General features: G+C 69.9%; 23 protein-coding genes. 13 read left to right on the forward strand and 10 right to left on the reverse strand.

Translation table 11 applies throughout. The features are described from left to right. Positions 1 to 38: 38 nt before the first annotated feature. Positions 39 to 362, reverse strand: a complete 324-nt coding sequence (locus NKI68_RS03005; RefSeq protein WP_254545208.1) for an AbrB/MazE/SpoVT family DNA-binding domain-containing protein — start codon at positions 360 to 362, stop codon at positions 39 to 41. 141 nt (positions 363 to 503) lie between these two features. Then, entirely contained in the window at positions 504 to 1,706 is a 1,203-nt protein-coding gene (locus NKI68_RS03010; RefSeq protein WP_254545209.1) for an MFS transporter, read from the reverse strand. Positions 1,707 to 1,894: 188 nt separating this feature from the next. Between NKI68_RS03010 and NKI68_RS03015 the strand changes: the two genes are divergently transcribed. Further along, on the forward strand, positions 1,895 to 2,212 hold the full coding sequence (locus NKI68_RS03015; RefSeq protein ID WP_254545210.1) for a hypothetical protein: 318 nt from the start codon (positions 1,895 to 1,897) through the stop codon (positions 2,210 to 2,212). Here NKI68_RS03015 and NKI68_RS03020 read toward each other — a convergent pair. Together NKI68_RS03020 and NKI68_RS03025 are read right to left on the reverse strand one after the other, a co-directional pair. Then, entirely contained in the window at positions 2,179 to 2,694 is a 516-nt protein-coding gene (locus tag NKI68_RS03020; RefSeq protein WP_254545211.1) for a DUF6789 family protein, read from the reverse strand. The two genes, NKI68_RS03015 and NKI68_RS03020, sit on opposite strands and share 34 nt — an antisense overlap. A gap of 49 nt (positions 2,695 to 2,743) precedes the next feature. Beyond that, the gene (locus tag NKI68_RS03025; RefSeq protein WP_254545212.1) at positions 2,744 to 5,509 is read right to left on the reverse strand and encodes an AAA domain-containing protein; all 2,766 of its coding nucleotides are present in this window, start codon (positions 5,507 to 5,509) and stop codon (positions 2,744 to 2,746) included. A gap of 199 nt (positions 5,510 to 5,708) precedes the next feature. On the opposite strand from NKI68_RS03025, the gene NKI68_RS03030 reads away from it, so the two are divergent. Beyond that, positions 5,709 to 6,095: an FAS1-like dehydratase domain-containing protein gene (locus tag NKI68_RS03030; protein ID WP_254545213.1), complete on the forward strand. Its 387-nt coding sequence runs from the start codon at positions 5,709 to 5,711 to the stop codon at positions 6,093 to 6,095. A gap of 99 nt (positions 6,096 to 6,194) precedes the next feature. On the opposite strand, the gene NKI68_RS03035 is transcribed toward NKI68_RS03030, so the two are convergent. Further along, positions 6,195 to 6,686: a YciE/YciF ferroxidase family protein gene (locus tag NKI68_RS03035; protein WP_254545214.1), complete on the reverse strand. Its 492-nt coding sequence runs from the start codon at positions 6,684 to 6,686 to the stop codon at positions 6,195 to 6,197. 168 nt (positions 6,687 to 6,854) lie between these two features. Beyond that, complete coding sequence (locus NKI68_RS03040; protein WP_254545215.1) at positions 6,855 to 7,631, reverse strand: enoyl-CoA hydratase/isomerase family protein; 777 nt, start codon at positions 7,629 to 7,631, stop codon at positions 6,855 to 6,857. A 174-nt stretch (positions 7,632 to 7,805) separates the two neighbouring features. Between NKI68_RS03040 and NKI68_RS03045 the strand changes: the two genes are divergently transcribed. The 5 genes from NKI68_RS03045 (at position 7,806) to NKI68_RS03065 (ending at position 11,119) form a co-directional block, all read left to right on the forward strand. Further along, positions 7,806 to 8,354, forward strand: coding sequence for a hypothetical protein (locus NKI68_RS03045; protein ID WP_254545216.1), 549 nt, complete (start codon positions 7,806 to 7,808; stop codon positions 8,352 to 8,354). Positions 8,355 to 8,384: 30 nt separating this feature from the next. After that, positions 8,385 to 8,840, forward strand: a complete 456-nt coding sequence (locus tag NKI68_RS03050) for a nuclear transport factor 2 family protein (protein ID WP_254545217.1) — start codon at positions 8,385 to 8,387, stop codon at positions 8,838 to 8,840. Further along, positions 8,840 to 9,061 (forward strand): DUF8527 family protein, encoded by a 222-nt coding sequence (locus NKI68_RS03055; RefSeq protein WP_254545218.1) that lies wholly within the window; start codon positions 8,840 to 8,842, stop codon positions 9,059 to 9,061. The genes NKI68_RS03050 and NKI68_RS03055 overlap by 1 nt, the downstream gene beginning before the upstream one ends. A 535-nt stretch (positions 9,062 to 9,596) precedes the next feature. Beyond that, positions 9,597 to 10,763 (forward strand): thiolase C-terminal domain-containing protein, encoded by a 1,167-nt coding sequence (locus NKI68_RS03060; RefSeq protein WP_254545219.1) that lies wholly within the window; start codon positions 9,597 to 9,599, stop codon positions 10,761 to 10,763. Then, positions 10,760 to 11,119 carry a Zn-ribbon domain-containing OB-fold protein gene (locus NKI68_RS03065; protein ID WP_254545220.1) on the forward strand — a complete coding sequence of 120 codons (360 nt, stop codon included), beginning with the start codon at positions 10,760 to 10,762 and terminating at the stop codon, positions 11,117 to 11,119. The genes NKI68_RS03060 and NKI68_RS03065 overlap by 4 nt, the downstream gene beginning before the upstream one ends. A 6-nt stretch (positions 11,120 to 11,125) precedes the next feature. On the opposite strand, the gene NKI68_RS03070 is transcribed toward NKI68_RS03065, so the two are convergent. Both NKI68_RS03070 and NKI68_RS03075 read right to left on the reverse strand, forming a co-directional pair. Next, complete coding sequence (locus NKI68_RS03070) at positions 11,126 to 12,061, reverse strand: TSUP family transporter (RefSeq protein ID WP_254545221.1); 936 nt, start codon at positions 12,059 to 12,061, stop codon at positions 11,126 to 11,128. Positions 12,062 to 12,184: 123 nt separating this feature from the next. Then, positions 12,185 to 12,844: a helix-turn-helix domain-containing protein gene (locus NKI68_RS03075; RefSeq protein ID WP_254545222.1), complete on the reverse strand. Its 660-nt coding sequence runs from the start codon at positions 12,842 to 12,844 to the stop codon at positions 12,185 to 12,187. Positions 12,845 to 12,966: 122 nt separating this feature from the next. Between NKI68_RS03075 and NKI68_RS03080 the strand changes: the two genes are divergently transcribed. Beyond that, positions 12,967 to 14,352 carry a cytochrome P450 gene (locus NKI68_RS03080; RefSeq protein WP_254545223.1) on the forward strand — a complete coding sequence of 462 codons (1,386 nt, stop codon included), beginning with the start codon at positions 12,967 to 12,969 and terminating at the stop codon, positions 14,350 to 14,352. 132 nt (positions 14,353 to 14,484) lie between these two features. Here NKI68_RS03080 and NKI68_RS03085 read toward each other — a convergent pair whose 3' ends face one another. Both NKI68_RS03085 and NKI68_RS03090 read right to left on the reverse strand, forming a co-directional pair. Next, the gene (locus NKI68_RS03085) at positions 14,485 to 15,438 is read right to left on the reverse strand and encodes a zinc-dependent metalloprotease (RefSeq protein ID WP_254545224.1); all 954 of its coding nucleotides are present in this window, start codon (positions 15,436 to 15,438) and stop codon (positions 14,485 to 14,487) included. Between the two features lie 36 nt (positions 15,439 to 15,474). Beyond that, positions 15,475 to 15,939: a hypothetical protein gene (locus tag NKI68_RS03090; RefSeq protein WP_254545225.1), complete on the reverse strand. Its 465-nt coding sequence runs from the start codon at positions 15,937 to 15,939 to the stop codon at positions 15,475 to 15,477. Between the two features lie 114 nt (positions 15,940 to 16,053). On the opposite strand from NKI68_RS03090, the gene NKI68_RS03095 reads away from it, so the two are divergent. The 5 genes from NKI68_RS03095 (at position 16,054) to NKI68_RS03115 (ending at position 20,736) form a co-directional block, all read left to right on the forward strand. Then, a complete protein-coding gene (locus tag NKI68_RS03095; RefSeq protein ID WP_254545226.1) occupies positions 16,054 to 17,115 on the forward strand; it encodes a M20/M25/M40 family metallo-hydrolase in 1,062 nt (353 codons plus the stop codon). Positions 17,116 to 17,194: 79 nt separating this feature from the next. After that, a complete protein-coding gene (locus tag NKI68_RS03100) occupies positions 17,195 to 18,346 on the forward strand; it encodes an ABC transporter substrate-binding protein (RefSeq protein WP_254545227.1) in 1,152 nt (383 codons plus the stop codon). Further along, positions 18,343 to 19,143: an ABC transporter ATP-binding protein gene (locus NKI68_RS03105; RefSeq protein WP_254545228.1), complete on the forward strand. Its 801-nt coding sequence runs from the start codon at positions 18,343 to 18,345 to the stop codon at positions 19,141 to 19,143. The genes NKI68_RS03100 and NKI68_RS03105 overlap by 4 nt, the downstream gene beginning before the upstream one ends. A gap of 4 nt (positions 19,144 to 19,147) precedes the next feature. Continuing rightward, a complete protein-coding gene (locus NKI68_RS03110) occupies positions 19,148 to 19,945 on the forward strand; it encodes an ABC transporter permease (protein WP_254545229.1) in 798 nt (265 codons plus the stop codon). Continuing rightward, positions 19,942 to 20,736: an ABC transporter permease gene (locus NKI68_RS03115; protein WP_254545230.1), complete on the forward strand. Its 795-nt coding sequence runs from the start codon at positions 19,942 to 19,944 to the stop codon at positions 20,734 to 20,736. The genes NKI68_RS03110 and NKI68_RS03115 overlap by 4 nt, the downstream gene beginning before the upstream one ends. Positions 20,737 to 20,742 lie beyond the last annotated feature (6 nt).

Below are 20,742 nucleotides of genomic sequence, written 5' to 3' on the forward strand. Positions count from 1 at the left end.
GGGGGGACGGTCCCGCTCGCCCGCGTCAGCAGGAGAACTTACCGCTCGTTTCGATCCCCGGCGGTTCGTTTGACCGGGACGACGAACACCTGGACGATGTCGCCCTCGTCGATGTCGAGGGCCTCGCGCTCGGCGTCCGGGATGCTGAGCCGACCGCCGCTCTGGACGCGCGTCTTGAACAGCGCCATCTCGGTCCCCACCGACATCACGTCGGAGTACCAGTTGGTCGGCGAGGTCGCTTTCGTCGACAGCATCTGCTCGAACAGCCGCGTCTGCTGTTCGGTGAACTCCTCGCCGGCCTTCTGCATCTGCCTGGCGAAGAACGCCGGCGACCACGGTAGCTCGTCCTGTTCGTCCGTCATCTCGACTCGTCCTTGACCCCTCGGGGAGAAGGCCCTTGCCCCACACCTCGATACAGACCGGGGTAGAACGTACCGGCGAGTCGTACCGTCGGGCGGTCGAGCGGCGGGCTCCCGGCGAGCGGGGCGGGACGGCGCGGTCGATCAGTCGGCGGGGTCGGACAGTCGCGCGCCGGCGAGCGCAAGCACCGCGCCCGCGCCGGCGAGCGCGGCGACGCCGGGACCGAACCCGCCGGTCAGGTCCCGGAGCGCGCCGACCAGCACCGGTCCGAGGAACCCGCCAACCTCGCCGACGGCGAACACCAGGCCGACGGCGGTGGCGGTCAGCCGCGGCCCGATGCCCTCCATCTCCGTCGGGAGCGCGCGGATCAGCGGTGCGACGCCGCCGACGCCCAGGCCGCACGCCGCGACGCCGAGCGCGGCGATCACGACGCGCTCGTCCGCCGCGAGCAGGCCGCCGACGCCGACGGCGGCGAGCGCGCCGCAGCCGACGATCGGGGCGCGACGGCGACCCAGGGCGTCCGAGAGCGGCGGCACGGTCAGCGTTCCGGCCACGCGGGCGACGACGAACCACGATGCGATCGCCGCCGCGAGCCCCGGACCGATCCCCCGCGACTCGAGGACGGCCGGGAGCCACCCCTGGAGTCCGTGCACGACGAAGAGGTACACCGCGCCGACGACGACCAGCAGTCGGAGTTCGCGGTGACCGAACACCCGCCCGAGGTCCCGCCGGACAGACGCCGGGGGCGCGTCGTCGCCGTACCGGGGCGCGGAGAACGTCCACGAGACGAGCGCCCAGCAGAGCGCGAACGCGAGGACCCCGACGCCGCTCGCGACGAACAGCGGTCGCCACCCGCCGAGCGCCGGCCCCAGCACGGGCCGACCGAGCCCGTAGGCGGCGGCGGTCCCGACGTACGAGCCGAGCAGGTACACCGTCGAGAGCGTTCCCACTCGATCCGCGGGGAACAGCTCCGAGACGAGCTTCGGCAGGCCGAAGGTGATCGCGGTCGCGCCCACGCCAAGCAGTACGGTGAGCGCGAGCATCGACGGGAACCCCTGCGCGAACCCCCGGAGGGTCTGTGCGAGACCGAACAGGACCGTTCCGCCCCCGATGGCGCGCCACGGGCCGATCCGGTCGACGACGAGGCCGCTCGCGAGCGAGAGGGGGACGTACGTGAGGGGGATCGCCCCCACGAGCAACCCCGCTTCGGTGCTCGACAGCCCCAGCGCGCCGCTCACCGGGGTGAGGAACGCGGGCAACGAGAACCAGACGAACGTGAGACAGCAGTACCCGAGCCCCCCCAGCGCGACCATCAGGTACGACCGGACGGGGACGCCCTCGCGCATACTCGGTACGGCGTCCGAGGCGTCTCGGTCCTTTCGATTCGCTCGGGCGGGACGAGTCGTGCGATCACGATCGCCTCGTGCCCGGTCGGGCGTCACCCACCACACCCGGCGTGCGAATCCGGTCCGCCGAGCGCGTGATACGGTCTGCCGGACCGTCGTGGCGCGACTCGCCACCCCGGCGTGGCGAGATGCTCGACGGGCGTACGCGTTCTCAGGCCTCCTCCGGCGACCAGTCGCCGCCCACGCGGTTCACGCCCATCGTCTCCTCGCCGGCGTGCTCGGTGGAGACCACCTTCACGTTCGCGTCCGGGATCGAGAAGCGCTCGCCCGCCAGTTGCACGACCGCCAGCGCGAACGCGCGGCGCTGCTCGGCGGGCCCCTACACCGTCGCCCGGTTGGGCGGCGACGGTCCCCTCGCGGCCGGGAAGCGGGACGCGGACGCGGACGATCCCCGGCGGGCGATCGAAGTCGATCACACGAGGGTGTCGGGCCGGGTGCTGAAGTAGGTGAACACCAGCCCGAGCCCGAAGCCGTACACCCAGTGGGCGACGAGCGTGAGGCCGGCGTAGAGGTAGAGCGCGGTCCCCGTCTGCCCGCCGTAGAACGCGAGGACGAACCCCGTCCACAGCACCGTCCCGAACGAGACCCCGCGCCGGGCCATCGTCGCCCCGGGGAGGTACTGTTCGACCGAGGCGAACAGCAGCGGCCACGCGGTCATCCCGCCGGCGAGGAAGATGAGGTAGCCCACGGCCTGCAACAGCCCCGGATCGAGGACCGCCTGGAGGTTGATCAGACGTGCGAGGTCGGCGAACGACGCCGTGTCGAACGCCCCGAGCCCCTGTGCGACGAGCAGGACGACGGTCATCAGCGCCGTGCCGACGAACCCGCCGGCGGCCCCGATGACGCCGTCGACGATCGCACCCATCAGCTCGTCGGCGGGCGTCCCCGTCTCGGTGAGCGTCGTCTTCTCGCCGTCGTCGAGCGCCATGGTAGCACGTACGACCCGGAGCGACAAAAGTCCGCGGCGCGGAGCCCCCTCACCGGCGCGCCCACGCCAGCATGTCGGCGTAGAAGGGGTCGCTCTCGAGCGCCGCGGCGTCGCCGACGAGGCAGAGCGCCCGCTTCGCCCGCGTGAGCGCGACGTTCACCCGGCGGTGGTCCTCGAAGATCGGCCCGTCGAGGCTCCCGGTGGCGACGAACGAGACGACGACGACCTCCTTGGACGACCCCTGGAACCGGTCGACGGTGTCGACGGCGACGCCCTCCGGCACGCGCCTCCCGATCTCGGCCACCTGCGCCCGAAAGGGGGCGATGACGCCCACGTCCCCCCGTTCGACGCCCGCCGCCAGGTAGGCCTCGACCACCTCCCGCACGCGGTCGGCCTCCGCGGGGTTCGTGTTCCCGTCCGCGCGCCCGCCCGGATCGACGAACGTCACGGCGTCGCGACGTTCGGTCGGGAGGGCGTCCGCGTCGACGCCGTCGAGGTCGTCGAGGCGTCGGCCCGCGACCTCGGGCGTCGCCGGCCTGAGCCTCCCGTCGTAGAACGCGGTCGAGGAGAAGTACTGGATGCGCTGGTTCATGCGGTACTGTCGGTCGAGCAGCACCGAGGCGTCGGGGTAGCGCTCGACGAGGCGCTCGAACAGCGATCGACTCAGCGCGTTCTCGCTGCGCACCACCGGCGGTAGCTGCTGGTGGTCGCCGACGAGGACAAACCGGTCCGCGAGGTTCACCGCCGCGAGCGTCGCGGGCTCGGTGAGCTGTCCCGCCTCGTCGATCACGGCCGCGTCGAACGAACACTCCCGGAGGATCCGGGAGCCACAGGAGGCGGTGGTGGCGGCGACGACCGGCGCGGAGCGCAGTTCGCGTACCCGCTCGCCGGGGTCGCCGCGCGGGTCGAGCCGGTAGTCGAGGGCGTCCTCGCTGATCCCCGTCTCGGTGCCGATCCGGACGAAGTCGTCGAAGCCCTGCTCGCGCAGGGCGGAGAGCGCGTTGTCGACCGCGCGGTTCGTAAACGCCGACAGCAGGACGCGCTCGCCGCGCTCGACCAGCGCCCGGACCGTCCGCGCGAGCGTGTAGGTCTTCCCCGTCCCCGGCGGCCCCTGGATCAGCGCGCAGTCCTCGGCGGTGACCGCGAGCCTGACCGCCCGGTCCTGGGCGTCGTTGTTGTCGATGAACGTCCCGTCCGTCTCCGAGAACCGGGGCGCGCGCCGCCCGAACAGCACGTCCTTGCGTTCGGTCGACCCCTTCAGGACGGCGTCGTGCAGCGCGGTGAGCATCCGGTCGACGGAGAGTTCGGAGGGGTAGACGTCGAGGCGGCGAAGCTCCACCGGTTCGTCGGTCGTGACGACGACCTCCGGCGAGAGCCGCTCGACGCGCGCGAGTTCGGCCGTCCCCCGGGTGGGGTGGCCGTCGCTCGCGAGCACCACGTCGCCCTCGCGGATCTTGGAGACGGCGTCCGTCCCCGCCGCGCGAAGCTCCCAGCGGCCGTCGTCGCGCCGCCGGCTCCCGAGCGGTTCGAGGTCGACGAGCGCCCGGTCGTCGTCGGCGCGCTCGGCCGCCGTCTGCTCCCACAACTTCGCGTACTCGCGGTGGACCTCCCGCCGCTCCTCCTCGATGGCCCGGTAGAGGCGGTCGAAGTACTCCCGCTCCTCCTCGGGGACGGCGCGGCCGACGCTCCCCGCCTTCGACTCCTGGTCGAGCCGCCCGGAGACGACCATGCAGGTGTCCCGCTCGAAGCAGTACTCGCACTTCGCGTCGGCCTCGTAGCCCGTCGGTACGTCCCCCCGCGCCTCCATCGCGGCGATGGCGTTGCGCTGGCGGAGGACGTAGTTCACGAGGCCCGAGCCGATGGAGAAGTCCTTCGCGGGCGTCAGGTCGCCGGTCTCCTCGTTGCGGTCGAGCGCGCTGTTCTTCGTGTAGAGGAGGGTGCCGGTGTCGGGCAGCGCGCTCCCGCCGTCGGACGCGGTCGCGGTTCCCGCCGCGCGGTCCCGCTCGGCCAGCAGGAGGGCGTAGCAGGCCGCCTGCACCTTGTCCTGGAAGCGCGGTTCCTTCCGGAGGTTCTTCCCGGTCTTCAGCTCGACGGGAACGCCGCGGCGGATCGCGTCGGCGCGGCCCTTGATGCCCACCCGCTCGCCGACGAGCGTCTGCTCGGAGCGCCACTCGCTCCGCTCGGGACCGAAGGCCCGGTTCGAGTCGTCGCCGGACGGGTCGTCGAGCGAGGCCCCGTCGTCTCCGCCGTCACCCGTGAGCCGCCCCTGGCTGAGCCACCCCTCGATGGCGCGGGCGTTGCGGCGCACGTCGTCGGCCACCTCCTCGCGGTCGCGTCCGAGCAGCCCGAGTTCGAGGCCCGCGTCGGCCACGTGGTCGTCGATGGCCGCCTCCAGGTCCCGCCCGCGGAGCAGGTCGCCGAACACCTCGTGGACGAGCGTCCCCATCACCACGGGGTAGTTGAGCGGGACCCCCGAGAGCTTGTTCAGGTAGTACATCCGCGGGCACTGCACCCACGAGCGGACGTCGGTCACGTCGACCAGGAAATCCGGCTCGACGACGACGAGCGACCCCTTCGACGTTCCGTAGGTCGTCTCGCCGTTCCACTCGCGCTCCTCGGGATCGGTCACTAGTAGCTCCATCCCCGGCTCGAGCACCTCTGCGGTCTCGGCCCACTTGCCCCACAGCGTCACCGTCGCGGGCGCGGCGGCCCCTCCGTCGGGGCGGAGGCGCACCTCGGCCAGTTCGCGCTCGCCGTAGCGCGTCTCGACGGTTCGCGGGTCGTTCACCTCGACGACGGGACCACGGAGCGTCACGACCGGAACCGATACCTCCGGGAGAAAGAGGTTGTCGGTCGGGTACCTTCCCCGGCGACTCGACGGACGCGGGTCCGGGATTCGACCGAGCCGTCGACCGACGCCCTCCCGGCCGGGCGACCCGATCACCGAGGGCGCTCCGGTGGGACCGGGGTTCTCCGGGGAGGCATTTTTACGTGACGGCGGTGGAGTGACGGGTATGAGCGACACGGACGTCTCCCCGGGCGACACGTACACCTACTCCCGGACGTTCACGCGCGACGACGTCGAGCGGTTCACCGAGATCTCGAACGACCAGGGCGAACACCACCTCGAAACGGACGAGCGGGGGCGGGTCGTCGTCCACGGCCTCCTGACGGCGACGCTCCCGACGAAGCTCGGCGGCGACCTCGACTACCTCGCCCGCGACATGGTCTTCGAGTTCCGAAAGCCCGTCTACACGGACGAGGAGATCAGCTGCGAACTGACGGTCCTCGACGTGGCGGATCGCGACGGCGGGATCGACCTCTCGGCGGAGGCCATCTGCACCAACGAGGACGACGAGGTGGTCATGACCGGCGAGTTCGAGGGCGTCATCTTCGAGTGAGGTCGCTCCGCCCGCTCGGCGACGAGACGGCCGAGGTTCTCGCGGGGAGGGCCAGCGCGGCGAAAAAGCGTGGGTCGGTCGGACGGTCGGTCGACGCCGTTACTGCGTCTGCTCGTCGAACTGCTGGCCGATCTGCGAGAGCGTGTCGAGGGCCTTCTGCTCCTCACGCATGTTCTGTTCGAGTTTGTCGGCCGCGTCGTCCATCCCGAGGTCGGCGGCCAGCGGCGTGAGGTTGCCGTAGGTGGCGATCTCGTAGTGCTCGGTCTTCTGCCCGGCGGCGATGTCGAACCGTTCGAGGACCGTCTCGTCGGAGTTCTGCTCTACGAACTCCTGGTGCTCCTGGATCATCGCGTCGACGACCCGATCCTGTTTCGTCTCGGGCGACGCGTCCATGCTCTGGAAGACCTCCTCCAGGCGATCGACGTGGCCCTGAGTCTCCTCTCGGTGTTCTGAGAACGCCTGCTTTACCGTCTCGTCGGAGACCTCGTTCTCCATCTGCTGGAGCGCGTCGACGAGTTGTTGCTCGGTGTAGTAGGCTTTCTGGAGACCCTCCTCGAACAGCTGCTTGAGTGCGTCGGAATCAGCGGACATGATGCGACCTGCTCTTGGACCACGACCTCGATGAGCGGCCGCGTTGCAGGTGAGAGGCGTTTAAAACCCGGTCAGATAACCGCCCCCGGAGAGGCACTGTCTGGCGTCGCCGACGGTCTGACGGAGGCTGCGGGCGGACGTGGGGCTATCGCGGCGGACGGTCGCCGATCACTCGAAATCCGGATCGCGCTTCTCGACGAACGCCTCCATCCCCTCGCGCTGGTCGTGCGTGCCGAACAGCCCGCTCCAGAGGCGGCGCTCGTAGGTGAGCCCCGAGGAGAGGGTGGACTCGTGGACGTAGTTGAGCGCCTCCTTCGCCGCCTGCAGGGCGAAGGCGGGCTTCGCGGCGAGTTCTGCGGCCATGTCCGCGACGTGGTCGTCGAGGTCGCTCCCGACGACCACCTCGTCGACCAGCCCCATCTGCTGGGCGTCCTGCGCGTCCACGCGCTCGGCGAAGAAGACGAGACGGCGGGCCATGGAGTCGCCGACCAGCCGCGAGAGGCGCTGGGTGCCGCCCCAGCCGGGGACGATGCCGAGGTCGACCTCGGTCTGTCCGATGACGGCGTTCTCGCTCGCCACCCGGAGGTCGGAGGCGAGCGCGAGTTCGCACCCGCCGCCGAAGGCGTAGCCGTTCACGGCGGCGATGACCGGCGCGGGGAACCCCTCGATCGCGTCGGTGGCCCGGTGGCCCAACTCGGCGTACGTCTGCGCCTCGGCCACCGACAGCTGCGACATGTACTCGATGTCCGCCCCGGCGACGAACGCCTTCTCGCCCGCGCCGGTGAGGACGAGCGCCCGGACGTCCTCCTCGCGCAGGCCCTCGATGGCGTCGAGCAGCGCGCGAAGCACCTCGGTGTCGAGGGCGTTCAGCCGATCTGGACGGTTGACGGTGAGCGTCGCGACCGCGCCGTCGCGGTCGAGCAGGACCGGTTCTGTCTCGGACATGTGCGAGGTGATGGCGAGCGGCGGCATAATTCTGCCCCCCGACGGGGAGGTGCCGGCGGGAACGGACCGATGCGGACGAACGCTGGCCGACACCGGCGGACGTGAGCGGAGCGTGGGCCGACGCGGGCCGACGCGGGCCGACACGTTCATGCGAGGAGGTGACGAAGGCCCCGTATGCGCGTGCGGGACTGGCAGGACATCCTGCGTGAGGTCGTCGACGCGAAGGCCGATCCGGCGGAGTGGCGAGCCGTGGCGGGCGACCGCCGTCGCGGGATCGGCGAGGACATGTTCCTCGCTCACCCGGGGGTGGGCGTCTTCCAGCTCAAGACCTACGCGAAGAACCCGTTCGAGGTCCGGGGCGTCGGGACCGAGGTCGCCCGACGCGTCGACGACGACATCGACCCGTTCTTCCCGACCGACGGAACGGGCCGGTTCGGCATCCGATCGCCCCCGGGCGACGAGGACGAGGCCGAAGCCGCCGCGAAGCGCCTGGCGACCGTCGTCGAGACACACGCCGACGCGCCGACGACTCCCGACGCGTTCTTCGAGGACGTGATGGACGCCGTCGACAGCCCCGCCTACGGGCCGATGACCTACGAGGGGTTCAGACGCGGCCGTCCGGACGACCTCGACGCGCTCGCGGACGAGTTCGAGGAGGCCGAACGACTCCTCGAAGCCGAGTTCGACGACCTCGTGGGCGAGGTGGACCGGGGGTTCCAGTAGGGTTAGGTCGCGTCGGACACACGACCCCGTATGGACGCCGAGACGACCGTCCGGGAGTACTACGGGGCGCTCCGCGACGGCGACCCGCTCGCACCCTTCTTTCTCGACGCCCCCTCCGTGGTGAAGTTCGGCCTCTCGGAGCGACTGTCGGGCCACGACGAGGTCGCGGCGGGCCTGCGCGAGCAGACGCGGACGACGACCGACTGGACGGTCGGGAGTTCGAACCTCCTCGCGGAGGCGCGCGGCGACGCCGGGTGGTTCTCCGACGACGTGTTCCTGGCGTGGACGGACGTCGAACGAGGGATCAGATACGAGTTCGACACGCGGTGGAGCGGTACGCTCGTTCGGGTAGACGAGGGTCCCTGGAACGGAGACGGGCGTGAGACCGGAAGCGAGAACGGGGAGGGACCGGGACGCGGCAGGGGGGACGGGAGCGCCTGGCGCTTCGCGGGAATGCACGTCAGCACCGTCCAGGAGGGGATCTGATGGTCGGGCCGATTCCGGACGAGGATCGCGAGTCGCTCGTGCGACGCCTGAAGGCGTTCTTCGCGCTACTCATCGGCGCGTCCGCCGGTCTCATCACCTCGCAGGGGAGCGCGACGCCGCTCGAAGTCGTCCTGATCGCGCTCCTCGGTACCGCCTTCGGCGCGCTCGTCGTCTGGATCGTCTTTCCCGGAACCGGAGAAGTCGAGCGAGCGCGGCGCTGACGCGGCCGGTGAGGGACGCGTCGCGTTTCGTGAGGTGTGGTCGACCCCTCCACTGCACCGCGTCGACGGTGTGGCGCCTCTGACAGCGTCCGCCCGACGAGTCGGTTCGCTCGCCGCCCGGGTCGTGGCCGGGACCGGCGGTCGTGTCGCGCGAACCGCGTTCCTCGTCGGACTGCTCCTGCTTCGATCGGGACGGTCCGCCCGTCGCGGCGGCGGTGGGGGTGCACCGTGGGGGGTGGTGGGGATGCCGCCGGACGTCGGGGTGCGGTCGATCGCACCGCGGTCGACCGTCCCGCCCTCGGCCCGGACGCCCCGGTCGCCCCGGAGCGCCCTCGGGAGAGGTCACCTGATACCAGGACTATGCTTCCGTTCACGGTTTTCCCTGCTAGCGGAGGTTCTTTTTGAGGGGGTACCCTCCTCTTCGACCGCACCGAAGGGCGGTGCCTCCCGCGCGACCGTCCCGATTCGAACGGTTTCGTCCGCTCGCGGCACGGGCACGGTACATCTTAGTGTGCGTGCGCCCCATCTGTGGACGATGACACGAGCAAGCGTCGTCGGCGCCGGAATGACCACGTTCGGCGTCCACGACTCGACCCTCGCGGAGCTGTTCGCCGCCGCGGCGCTCGACGCGTACGACGACGCGGGCGTCACCCCCGACGAGGTAGACGCGTTCTACTTCGGGAACGCGATGGGCGGACAGACCGAGAACGACACGCACCTCGCGCCGAAGCTCGCCTCCGAGGTGGGCATCGCGGGCGTCCCAGCCCAGCGCTTCGAGGACGCCTGCGCCACGTCGGCCAACGCGTTCAAGAACGCCGTCCAGACCGTCGAGGCGGGGATCCACGACACCGTCCTCGTCGGCGGCGTCGAGCGGTGCACCCCCGAGACGGGACTCGGAACCGGCGAGATGACGCGCATCTTCACCAGCGCCTCTCATCGACAATACGAGCAGCCGACGGGTCTCACGTTCCCCGGCGTCTTCGCCCTGCTGACGAAGCGCCACATGCACGAGTACGGTACCACCGAGGAGCAACTCGCGCACGTCGCGGTGAAGAACCACGCCAACGGGACGCGCAACCCGCGCGCGCACTTCGGCAAGGAGATCACCGTCGATGAGGTACTCGAGTCGCCCCTGATCGCTGACCCCTTCCGACTCATGGACTGCTGTCCGTTCTCCGACGGCGCGAGCGCCGTGATCGTCACGAGCGACGACCGCGCGGACTCCTACGACGCCCCGGTGGACGTGGCGGGCGTCGGCCACGCGACGGACGTCGTCCCGCTGTCGGCGAAGCCCGTCCCGCACGCGACGCGGGCGGCCCGCGACGCGGCCGCGCAGGCCTACGAGCAGGCCGGCGCGGGGGCCGACGAGATGGCCTTCGCCGAGGTTCACGACTGCTTCACCGGCGCGGAGGTGATGGCGAGCGAGGCCATCGGTTTCTTCGAGGACGGCGAGGGCGGTCCCGCCGCCGAGGAGGGACGGACCGCCCTCGACGGCGACCGGCCGATCAACCCCTCCGGCGGCCTGAAGGCGAAGGGCCACCCCATCGGCGCGACCGGGACCGGCCAGATCGTCGAACTGACCGAACAGCTCCGGGGCGACGCCGGGGAACGCCAGGTGGACGGCGCGGAGCGCGCCGTGGCGCACAACCTCGGCGGCGACGCCGGTACGACCGTCGTGACGGTCATGGAGGTGCGCCGATGAGCCTCGCGTACGACGAGTGGGCGGCCGCGCTGCGCGAGGGCGACCTCCTCGGCGTCGAGTGCGCCGACTGCGGGGCGACCTACGGCACGCCGTTCTCCGTCTGTAACGAGTGCGGCGGGCGGGACCTGGAGGCCGTCGACCTCCCCGAGGAGGGGGAGGTCTACTCCGAGACGACGATCACCGTCCCGCCCGTCGGCTTCGAGGGGCCCTACCGCGTCGGGATCGTCCAGGTCGGCCCGGCGCGCGTGACGGCGCGCGTCGAGGGCGAGGCGGGCATCGGCGACCGCGTCGTGTTCGACGGCGCGATGGAGGCCGACGACGGCCACCCCGCGCCGGTCTTCCGCGCGGAGGAGTGAAGCGCTTCAGAACAGCCCGCCGAACACCTTCGGCGCGGTCTTCCGGAGGATGTTCACCCCGATGACGAACAGCATCCCGACGACCGCGCGGTTGAACCACGTCTCGTCGACGCCGATTTGGCGCAGGTAGGTGCCGAGAAAGAGGCCGACGAGCGTGACGACCGAGATCGCACAGCCGAGCCACAGCAGCGGCGGCGTCAGCAGGCCGACGGCGATCGACTGCACGATCTTCACCGTGAACACGAAGGTGAACACCATCGACATCCCCCCGATGTAGCGGTCGCGGTCGCGCTCGAACGTGTGGAGGTAGGCGGGCAGGAGCGGTCCGAGGTTCGCCGCGCCGAGGAGAAACCCTTCCACCAATCCGACGCCGCCGAGCGCGACGGGGTGGTGGGCCTCCTCGACCACGACGAAGTTCCGGAGCACCTGGTAGGCCACGTAGGCGAGTATCAGGAGCGCGATGAGCAGCGGGACGAGCGGTCCCGTCCGGAACTCGGCGAGGAACGTGACGCCGACGACGGTGCCGGCGACCGCGAGGCCGATCAGCGGCCACTCGCGGCGCACGTAGTCGAGGCCGGTGTTCGTCTCGCCCACCTGGAAGACGTTGATCATCCACGGCGGGATGGCGAGGACGACGACGGCCACGACGGGGTCCACGTCGATGACGGAGGCGAGCACCGGCGTCGCGATGAGTGCGTAGCCGAAGCCGATGGCACCCTTGACCGCCCCCGCGACGATCGCGACGAGGAAGACGAGCGCGAGCGTCCCGGTCGTCACGTCCGCCGACAGCGTCGACGTGATCCGGTCCGCGCCGGGGTAGAGGACGACCGTCCCCGCGATGACGGCCGCCGTCGCGAGCGTCATCAGGACCTCGCGGTAGTGCAGCGAGCGCAGGTTCTCGAGGAACGATGCGGGATCGACGGTAGCGGAGTGGTTAGCCATTGGTCTCGAAGAGAGCTGAGTACCGCCGCTAGATGGCTCTCGTAGATATACCCGTCAACATCGGTAACGATGGCCGAGAGCTGTGACGCGGCTTCGGCCGACGCTGATTCGCCGCCGTGGCGTTCACCGTACGACGCGGGAGAGTATCGCCGACTCCGCCTTCCGGAGGTGGTTCGAGGCCGTACTCGCGGCGCACCCGAGTTCGGCGGCCACGTCCGCAAGCGACGCGTGCCGCGGGACGGCGTAGTAACCCAGTTCGACCGCCGTCTCGACCGCCTCGTACTGCCGATCGGTCAACGGACCGGCGATCCTGGCGTGTCGCCGGTCGTACTCGCCGACCTCCTCGATCGTGACCTCGATCTCGCCGGGGATGTTCTCCACGAGCGTCCCGAGATCGCCCTCCTGCCCGATGACGGTAAGCCGCATCGCGGCCTGCTCGTCGTAGACGATGGGGGGGACGACGACCAACTCCAGATCGCCGAACGCGCGTCGGAACGAGACGTCCTCCTCGCGTGTCTCCTGACAGGCGAAGACGTACAGCGATTCGTCGTCGATTAGACCGATCCGGTGCCACCGGACCGATTCGACGCGCTCGATCGCCTCCCGGTACCGCTCGACGTCGGTCACCTCGACGTAGAACAGTTCGTACTCGATCGGTTCGCCCGGCTGCAGGTTCCAAGTCAACAGTTCCTCGTACCGGACGACGTCCTCGTAGCGGATGAACCGCTGCATCGGGTGCAACATCCAGTCGGGTTGGCGCAGGTAGAGGTCGCAGTACTTCACGGTCGAATCCCCGGCACGCAACAACGTACCGACGTGTCCGATCAGACGAAGCTAGCGAACATAAAGGCGCTAGCCACGCCGACTGAATTCGTTTCTCGACTCGGTACGTACCCCCGAGTGTCATGACCGCTACGACCGAGGAGGCGTCCGCCACGGACGACTCGACGGAGGAGGCGGAGCTACCGCCGGGACCGGACGGCTGGCCGCTGCTGGGCAACACCCTGCAACTCGCCAGGGATCCGGTCGGGTTCTTCGATCGGATGGCGTCCTACGGCGACGTCGTCCGGTACGAGGTCGGCGGGCTACCGTTCACGATGGTGTTACATCCGGCGTACGTCGAGCGGTTGCTGGTGACCGACTCGGACTCGGTCCGGAAGTTCCGGTTCGAGGAGTTCGGCGGCAACGAGTTCGCTCCCGACGGTGTGCTGTTCACCGAGGGCGAGCAGTGGCGCGCCCAGCGGACCGTGCTTCAGAACGCGTTCACGCTCGACCGGATCGAACGCTACGGGGGGACGATGGTCGACGTGGCCGCCGACCACGCCGCACGGTGGGGGGACGGGGAGGAACTCGCGGTCAACCGGCAGTTCTCCGACCTCACGGTGGACGTCCTCGCCCGGACGCTGTTCGATCTCGACGTCGACGGCCGGGGCGAGGCGATCACGTCGGTCGCCCGGGCGATCAACGAGCGGGGGGATCCGCGGACGCTCTCTAACTTCTTCCTCCCGTCGTGGGTGCCGACGCCGAGCCAGCGCCGCTACGACCGCGCCATGGCCGCGTTCGAGGACATCGTCGACGAACTGATCGAGGAACGCCGGCGCGTCGGCGACCTCGAGGAGCGCGACGACCTGCTCTCGCTGCTGCTCGCCGCGGAGGAGCCGGACGGCTACCGCCACTCCGAGGGGGAACTGCGGGATCAACTGCTAACGTTCCTGTTCGCGGGCCACGAGACCACCTCGCTCACGCTCGCGTACACGACCCTCCTGTTGACGCGTCACCCCGACGTCCTCGAACGCCTCCACGAGGAGTGGGACGAGGTCCTCGGCGACGACGATCCCTCGCCGACCGACGTCCCCGATCTGAACCTCACGGATCGCGTCCTCACGGAGTCACTGCGGCTGTACCCGCCGGCGTTCGCCGTCTTCCGCACCGCCGTCGAGGACATCGAGATCGGGGGGTACCTGATCCCCGAGGGAACGAACGTCACGCTCCCCCAGATCCGACTGCACCGGGACCCACGGTTCTACGACGACCCGGCGGCGTTCCGCCCGAATCGGTGGACCGGGGGCGTCGAGGCGGAACTGCCGGACTACGCGTACTTCCCGTTCGGCGGCGGACCCCGCCACTGCATCGGGATGCGGTTCGCCACGATGGAGTTGAAGCTCGTTCTCCCGACGCTGCTCCGGCGCGTCGAATTCGAATTGCTGTCCGACCCCGATCCCGAACTGTCGCCCGGCGCGACGCTCCGACCCGCCGACGACGTACGGATGCGGGTCCGAGTCCGCGAGTAGAACGGTCGTCGCGCGACGATCCGCTGCCGGTTCCGCCCCGAGTGCCGGGATACGCGCGACGGTCGACGCGAGAACCCCGGTGGAGGGATCCGTCGACAAGCGGTAACGATGGCCGAGAGCTGTGACGCGGCGTCAGGCGACGCGGGTGAGCCACCGCGTCGGGTTACGCAGTTCGTCGTCGGTCGGGAGGTTCTCGGGGCGCTCCCAGACGAGGTTCGCGGTTCGGAGATCGCGGGCGTCGACGACGGCCTCGAAGAAGTCCTTGCCGCGCTCGTACTGGCGGCGCTTGCGCCCCAGGCCGAGCAGTCGGCGGATCAGCTGGGCGATCGGCCCCCCGCCGCGACGGCGGGCGTCGAGCTTCCGCCGGAGGTCCTCGTACTCCTCGTCGAAGGTCCGGTCCATCAGGAGTTCGGCGTACCCCTCCACGGCGGTCATCGTGGTGTCGATGGCGAGGAAGTCGTCGCGGTTGAAGCGCGCGGCCGAGAGGTCCCGGAGCGTCGTCTCGATGAGGTCCTCAAGGTGGTCGGTGAGCCACGGCGCGGCCCCGAACTCGGCGGCGTGGGAGACCTCGTGGAAGGCGATCCACCGGCGGAAGCGGTCCTCGTCGGCGTCGAGCTGGCGGGAGACGCGCCGGATGTTCGGGTGGACGAAGTACAGCGAGTGGTCGTTCGCCGCCCCCGGGGAGAGCAGCCGCGGGTCGTACTGCCCGAGGACGTTGTTCGCGAGGAAGCCGACGGCGAAGGCCATCGATCCCGTGTTGAGCGACCGCGCGATCCCGGGCATGAGCCCCACCTCGGGTTCGAGCAGGTCGAGGATGCGCTCGAAGGTGACGACGTTCGCGTCGATCCAGTGGTGGCGGTTCTGGATCTCGACCGTCTCCGGGAGGTCGAAGTCGACGCCCGCGACCGACCTGATTTGATCGCGCGCCGCCCGGACGTCCGCGGCGTACGCCCGCTCGTCGGCGGGCGTGAGATCGAGCGTCCCCGGCGCGGTGACCGCCTTCGCGGCGTCGCCGACCGCGACCCAGTCGACGGGCCCCTCACCGGATGCGTCCGTCACCGCCCGGACCGCGCGATAGAAATTCATACCGGGGAGAGGCGGGTACGGGCAAAAGGCCTTCCGCTACTCCGATTCCTCGATCGGGGTCTCGGACGGTCCCTCCACGTCGACCCGGTAGTCCTCGTACGCCTCGCCCTCCTCGTCGCCGCCGCGGAGCTTCACGACCGCCGCCGTCCCGATCAGGAAGGCGAGGCCGACGACGGCCGCCACGGCGCGCTTGCGATTCGACCGGTCCGCCTCCGTCTCGAACGTGTCGGGGTCGAACTCGGCCGGTTCGCCGCCGGCCTCGTCGTCGGCCTCCCCCTCGTCATCCTCTCCGCCCCGCCCGCGAAGCTTCCTGACGGCGAGGAGCCCGCCGACGGCCGTCAGGAGCGCGACGACGAGGCCGACGACCGCGAGGAGCTTTCCGCGTCCGCCGCCGCTCTCGCCCTCGCGCTCCTCCCGCTCGCCGCCCTCGTACTGCCGCGAGAAGGGGGCGTTGAACCTCGAACCGCTCAGGTCGACCTTGAACACGGTGATGTCGGGCATGGGTTCACAATCGGGACGCGGGGATTTAGCGTTTGGCAGGCGGTGGGGATCGGGCGTCGTCGCCGCCCCCGACCATCGAGACGTTGATGCGTCCGGCAGTAGACGGTAACGCGCATGGACGGACCGCAGCGCGAGTTCCTCGACGACCTCCTCTCGACGCACAGCCCCGCGGGGTTCGAGTCGCCCGCGCTCCGCGCGTGGGTGGACTACGTCTCCGAGTTCGCCGACGACGTGAGCGTCGACGCCTACGGGAACGCCGTCGCCACCTGCGAGGGCGGTAGCGAGAGCGACCGATCGATCGCCTTCGGCGGCCACGCCGACGAGATCGGTCTGATGATACGGGACATCGACGACGACGGCTTCCTCGCGCTGACGCGCGTCGGCGGGGCCGACAGGACCGTCGTGCGCGGCCAGCACGTCGTCGTTCACGCCGACGAGCCGATCCCGGGCGTCGTGGGGGGGACGGCGATCCACCTGCGCGACCGCGACGACGACGCGGTCCCCGAGATCCGCGAGAGCTACGTCGACATCGGCGTCGGCTCGCGGGAGGAAGCGGAGGAACTCGTCGAGGTGGGCGATCCGATCACGATCGTCGGGCGCGTCGAGGCGTTGCAGGGGACGCGCCTCGCGGCGCGCGGGATGGACAACCGCGTCGGGATCTGGGCGGCGGCCGAGGGGTTGCGCCGGGCCGCGGCGCGCGACGCCGAGGTCACCGTCCACGCCGTCGCCACGGTGCAGGAGGAACTCGGCGCGAACGGCGCGCGCATGGTCGGCTTCGACCTCGCGCCGGACGCGTTCGTCGCGGTGGACGTCACCCACGCGACCGACGCGCCGAAGACGCCCTCGGAGAGAGTGTCGACCGTGAAGCTCGGCGAGGGACCGGTCGTCGTCCGCGGCAGCGCGAACCACCCGGGGCTCGTGGCGGGCGTCCGCTCGGTCGCGGCGGCGGAGGGGATCGACGTGCAGCTGGAGGCGGCGGGGAGTGCCACCGGCACGGACGCCGACGCCGTCTTCGTCTCGCGCGGCGGGATCCCCTCGGCGAACGTCGGGCTGCCCAACCGCTACATGCACACGCCCGTCGAGGTGATCGACACCGACGACCTCGACGCGCTCGCGGAACTGCTCGGCGCGGTCGGCGCGAGCGCGGCGGGGTTCGACCTGACGGCCGGGCTCTGACCGGCATCGTGCTCCCCAAAACGACCCTACACTGGTAGGTGCAAGCGTTTTCGAACCTGTACAGAGACGTACCGGTTACATGGCAGACAATCACAAACGCGAAACCGACGTCGGGCGTTCCGCTGCGGCGTCGCTCACCCGCCGCGGGTTCGTCGCCGCGGGGACGGCGGCGGGCGCGGGCCTCCTCGCGGGGTGTACGGGCGGGGGGGACGGATCGGGGAACGGACAGCCGTCGGGTGGTAACGATTCCTCGGGGGACGGCGGTGGCGACGGTGGCGGCGGTGGGGGCGGGGGGTCGTTCTCGGCGGAAGTGACGGTCACCCACTGGCCGATCCTGCTGTACGCGCCGCCGTACCAGATGGCGATGGAGAACGGGTACTTCGAGGAGGAGGGACTCGAGATCACGAGCGTCGTCGGCTCCAGCGGCGGGGGGACGACCGTCAGAAACGTCGTCACCGGCGGTCTCCCGTTCGGCGAGGTGGCGACGCCGGCCGCGGTCAAGGCGTACTACGCCGGCGCGCCGCTGAAGATCGTCGCGGGGACGACGAACACGCCGGGGACGATCAACTGGGTCGCACCGAAGGGGTCCGACGTGACGTCGATCGCCGACCTGAAGGGGAAGACCGTCGGGTTCACCAGCGCGGGATCGGTCACGCAGAACACCTCGGCGCTCGCGGTGAAGTACGCCGAGGGGATCGACCCCGACGAGGTCGAGTTCAAGGCGATGGGGGGTGTCAGCGAGGGGTTGACGGCCGTGAGCGAAGGTTCGATCGCGGCGGCCGCGAACCTCGATCCGATCTTCTCCAAGCAACAGCAGGAGGACAGCTGGCAGGTCGTCTTCTGGGCGAAGGACTACATCTCGACGTTCCAGCAGACCTGCGTCATCGCGGGACCGGACATCATGGAGGAACGTCCCGACGCGATCCGGGGGTTCCTCAGGGCGCGAGCGCGCGGCGTCGAGTTCATCAGGGAGAACCCGAAGGAGGCGGCCGAGATCTTCGCCTCCTACAACGACGGCTACGACGTATCGGTGATGCGGAAGTCGTTCGAGAACGTCGAGCCGGAGAACTACTACACGACCAACGAGTTCAGCGTCGAGGGGTTACAGCGCATCGAGGAGGGCATGCGGAACATCGGCCTCATCGACCGGGAAGTCGAGTGGACGAAGATCGCAACCCAGGAGTTCCTGCCCGAGGAGAAACGCGTCGACCTCTCGAAGGCCGAAGGATGACGCTCGAAGTCGACGCCGTGACGAAGACCTACGGACTGGGAGACGAACGGACGAGCACCATCACCGCGCTCGACGGCATCGATCTCACGGTCGCCGAGGGGGAGTTCGTCTCGATCATCGGGCCGACCGGTTGCGGCAAGAGCACGCTGTTCGAGATCATCGGCGGCCTCGTCGAACCGACCGACGGCGAGGTCCGACTCCAGGGCGATCCGATCGCCGGTCCCGACCCGCGGATCGGGATGGTGTTTCAGGACCACAGCACGTTCCCGTGGCTCTCCGTGCGAGAGAACGTCGAGTTCGGACTCCGGATGAACGGCGTCGCGAAGTCCGAGTACCGAGCGCGCGCCGAGGAGATGCTCGACCTCGTGGGCCTGTCCGGGTTCGAGGACGCCCGCCCCGGCGAACTCTCCGGCGGAATGAACCAGCGCGTCGCCATCGCCCGGACCCTGGTGATGGGACCGGAACTCATCCTCATGGACGAACCGTTCGGCGCGCTCGACGAACAGACCCGCCTCATCCTCGGCGGGGAGTTGCTTCGCATCTGGCGCGAGACCGGCGCGACCATCCTCTTCGTCACGCACAACATCAACGAGGCCGTCCAGCTCTCGGACCGGATCGCGGTGATGAGCGCTCGCCCCGGCCGGTTCAAGACGGTCGTCGAAAACGCCCTCCCGCGGCCCCGGGACGACGACGCGATGGGAACGGAGGCGTTCAACGAGATCGTCCGGAAACTCTGGGGTGAGCTGAAGGAGGAGAGCCGACGCGGGATGGAACAGACGGCTCGCGTCGAGGGGTGAGTAGATGAGCACCGTATCCACGCGCCTCCCTGTCGTCGGGGGACTGACGCGCGGTCAGCGCGTCAGGGTGGCGCAGACGCTCCTCGTCGGCTCGCTCCTCGCGACCGTCGAGTTCGCGCCTCGCCTCGGGCTGATCGGCCCGACGACGCTCATCCCCCTCTCGGAGATGGTCGGCGAACTCGTTCGACTGCTCGTCTCGGGCGAGTTGACCCCGCACATCGTCCAGACGTTCTCGGCGGTGTTCGGCGCGTTCGCGCTCGCGGCCGTCACCGGCCTCCCGGCCGGCGTGGTCCTCTGGCGCGTCGATCGCCTCAAGCGGGTGCTCGATCCCTACCTGCTGATCTATTACGCGGTCCCGTTCTTCGCGTTCTATCCCCTGCTCATCTCCGTGATGGGACTCGGCATCCTCCCGATTCTCACCATCGCCTGGGGGTTCAGCGTCGTCATCATGGTGACGAACACGGCCTCTGGACTGGCCGAGATCCCGGAGGTGTACGTGCAGGCGGGCCGCGACATGAACCTCACCGACTGGCAACTGCTCAGATACGTCTACCTGCCGGCGTCGGTGCCGTACGTGTTCACCGGGCTGAAGCTCGGGTTCATCTACGCGCTGATCGGGACGATCGCGAGCGAGTTTATCCTCGCCGAGAGCGGACTCGGGTGGCTCATCTCCTACGACTACAACAACTTCGACGTTCGGGGGATGTACGCCGCGATGCTGCTGGTCGTCCTGCTCGCGCTGGCCGTGAACGCGACGCTGACCGCCGTCGAGCGCCGCCTCTACCGGAGGGTTCGGCGATGAGCGTCGGGTTCGATCCCCGGCGACTTCCGCTCGACGGCGTGACCGTCGGGCGGCTCGCGGTCCCGATCGCCCTCCTGCTGCTCTGGCAGGTGCTGGCGATGACGACGAGCGGGTTCGCGCTGGCGACGCCCGCCGAGTCCGTCGCGGCGCTCCTCGATGGGTTGCGCCGCGGCTGGCTCCTCGACGGCTTCCGCCGGACGATGGCCGAACTGCTCGCGGCGTACGCCCTCGCGGTCGTCACGGGCGTCTGGGTCGGCGTCGCCCTCGGGCTCGACGACTTCTGGGCGGACGTGTTCGAGCCGCTCCTGCTCGGCACCTACTCCATCCCGAAGGTGACGCTGTTTCCCGTCTTCCTGTTCGTCTTTCAGCTCGGCATGGACTCGAAGATCGCCTTCGGCTGGTTCCACGGCGTCTTTCCGATCGCCATCCTCACGCTGAGCGCGATGGCGACCGTCCGCGACGAGCACCTGAAGGTCGCGCGTTCGCTCGGCCTCTCGCGCTGGCAGACGTTCCGCGAGGTGATCGTCCCCTCGATCCTCCCCGGCCTGGTCATCGGTCTCCGGCTGGGGTTCAACCTCACCTTCCTCGGGGTGATCCTCGGCGAGATGTTCGCCGCGCGCGCGGGGCTGGGCTACGAACTCGTCGAGTACATCGTCGGACTGCAGGTCGATCGCATGCTCGCGATCATCCTCGTGCTCGTGCTCGTCGCCACCGCCGTCAACCTCGGCTTCTTCGCGCTAGAGGGACGGCTCGCCGACGGTGGCGGGGAACGCGCCGACGTCCGGCTCTGACCGGTT

This window comes from Halomarina pelagica (assembly GCF_024228315.1).
Classification (GTDB): Archaea; Halobacteriota; Halobacteria; order Halobacteriales; family Haloarculaceae; genus Halomarina; species Halomarina pelagica.